Source organism: uncultured Cetobacterium sp., assembly GCF_947039425.1.
In the GTDB taxonomy this organism is placed as follows: domain Bacteria; phylum Fusobacteriota; class Fusobacteriia; order Fusobacteriales; family Fusobacteriaceae; genus Cetobacterium_A.
This window is the reverse complement of sequence record NZ_CAMQYW010000285.1, coordinates 1-2,585: the sequence shown is the minus strand read 5'-3', so window position 1 is coordinate 2,585 and position 2,585 is coordinate 1. Positions and strand designations below refer to the sequence as shown.

2 protein-coding genes are annotated in these 2,585 nt (G+C 28.0%); both read left to right on the top strand.

Annotated elements, in window-relative coordinates:
• Nucleotides 1–510 precede the first annotated feature (510 nt).
• Nucleotides 511–786 (top strand): HU family DNA-binding protein, encoded by a 276-nt coding sequence (locus Q0V09_RS10590; protein ID WP_297406659.1) that lies wholly within the window; start codon nucleotides 511–513, stop codon nucleotides 784–786.
• Nucleotides 787–1,112: 326 nt separating this feature from the next.
• A complete protein-coding gene (locus Q0V09_RS10585) occupies nucleotides 1,113–2,576 on the top strand; it encodes a sodium-dependent transporter (protein WP_297489406.1) in 1,464 nt (487 codons plus the stop codon).
• The last annotated feature ends 9 nt before the right edge of the window (nucleotides 2,577–2,585 follow it).

The window sequence follows — 2,585 nt, the reverse complement described above, 5'->3', positions numbered from 1 at the left end:
CGAATTCGTGACTGGAGTTCAGACGTGTGCTCTTCCGATCTCCTATAGAGTTGTCATTTAGATTTTTGTAACCATCAAATGAACTGACTCCTGCATGCCAAGCTCTTTTATCATTTGGAACTAAAGAGTATACGTCATCAGAAGGTTTTTGTGTAACTAAATAGTGAGAACTAACATTGTTTTGAGTTAAAGATCTAATAGATCTTTCATCATTTAATGCAGTATAGTGTAGAATTACAAATCTAACCCTATTATTAAAGGACTTCGATCTGTATTTAGATGAATTCACACGATATCTCACCGAAGTGCATGAAGATAAAACAAAGATGGAGATTAAAAAAATAATTTTCTTGATCATATGTCATCACCCTTAATATTAAGATAATTTGATTATATAATAAAATCTAAAAAAAATCCAAAAAAAGCTAAAAAATATTTGAAATTAATTGGTTTATATGATATAAATGACTGTACATTGATTACAATAGAATCATTTTAGGAGGCAAAATAATGACAAAAAAAGAGTTCGCTAAAGTATTATTTGAAAAAGGAATATTCACTTCAAAAGCTGAAGCAGAAAGAAAATTAGATTCAGTTCTAGTTACAATAGAAGAAACTTTAAAAGGTGGAGAAGAGCTTAACTTCATTGGATGGGGAAAATTTGAGGTTGTAGAAAGACCTGAAAGAATTGGAAGAAATCCAAAAACTGGAGAAGAAATTAAAATTGAAGCTAAGAAAACAGTTAAATTTAAAGCTGGAAAATCATTAGTAGATAAAATGAATTAATAAAATTATGTCGAGATTGTTCTCGACTTTTTTTATTTTTTAAATAAGAGAAATTATATATTAAAAATAAAAAAAAAAAAAACAAAAAAAACTTGAATACCTATTAAAAAAATGATAGTATCATACCAATAAATAAAACAAAAAATAAAAAGGAAAATACATCCAAAGATAATATTAATAGATTACTGATAATTTTATACATAAAATTTAAAATAAATCATGTAATATATTAAATATATTGTAGGAGACTTTTAACCTTGGGGATAAAGCACGCTTATATTTAAGTCTGCTTTTTTTTTATAAAAAAATAAAAGGGAGTGGTTAAAATGGAAAAGAACAGAGCAGAATGGGGATCACGAATGGGATTTATTCTAGCAGCAATAGGACTGGGAAATATTTGGAGATTTCCATATGTAGTTGTATCCAATGGAGGAGGCGCTTTTTTAATACCCTATATAGTTGCTTTATTAACAGCAGGAATACCAATTTTAATTTTAGAGTTTGCCTTGGGACATAAAATAAGAAAAAGTGCTCCTGGAATTCTTGGAACAATTGGAAAAAAATGGGGATTTTTAGGATGGTTTCAATCAGCAATTGCATTTTTTATTTCATCCTACTATGTTGTAATAATTGCTTGGGCAGCAAGTTATACAATTTATGCATTAAATCAAAGTTGGGGAGTAGATACAAAGGATTTTTTATTTAAACATTATTTAGAAATATCAGAATCACCAATGCATTTAAATGGTATAAATTATAAAGTTTTACTGCCTCTTTTTGTTATGTGGGGAGTTAATTATGTTGTTTTAAGGAAGGGTGTAAAAAACGGAATAGAAAAAGCTAATAAAATTTTTATGCCATTGCTTATTTGTTTGTTATTAGTAATTGTTGTTAGAGGAGTTACTTTACCAGGTGCAGTAGATGGATTAAATTACTTTTTTACACCAGATTTTTCAGCTCTTGCAAATCCTAAAGCTTGGTTAGCAGCCTATACTCAGATTTTCTTTACTTTAAGTATAGCTTTTGGAATAATGCTTACATATTCTAGTTATTTACCAAAAGAATCAGATATTGTAAATAATGCATTTTTAACAGGTTTTGGAAATTGTAGCTTTAGTTTAATAACAGGGATTGGTGTATTTGCAATATTAGGACATATGGCTATGGTTCAAGGAGTAGCTGTTAAGGATGTATCAGCAGCAGGAGTAGGATTTGCCTTTGTAGTATTTCCACAGGCAATAAATGCTTTATCAGGAGCTAAAGGGATAATTGGGATTTTATTTTTTCTATGTTTAATATTTGCAGGAATTTCATCAAGTGTTTCAATAATAGAGACAGTTGTAGCAAGTTTACAAGATAGATTTAATTTAGAAAGAAAAAAAGCAATAAATTATTGTGTAGGTGGAGCATTTTTATTTTCATTAATAATAGCAACAAGAGCCGGATTATATATATTAGATATTGCAGATTATTTTTTAAATAACTATGCGATTGCAATATCAGGACTTTTAGAAATAGTTTTAATTTGTTGGATAAAAAATCCTAAAGAGATAATAGAGCATGTAAATCCAATTTCTGAGTTTAGAATTGGAAGAGTATGGGAATTTTGTGTGAAATATTTAACTCCTTGTATTTTAAGTGTAATCTTAGTTTTAAATGTATTAAATAGTCTAAAAGAAAATTATGAGGGATATTCAACAGAGGCTATTTTAATATATGGAATAGGAGTTTTAGTAATAGCAACTGGAGGGGCATTTGTACTTCATAAAAAATCGAATTATGAAAAATAAATATTTTAA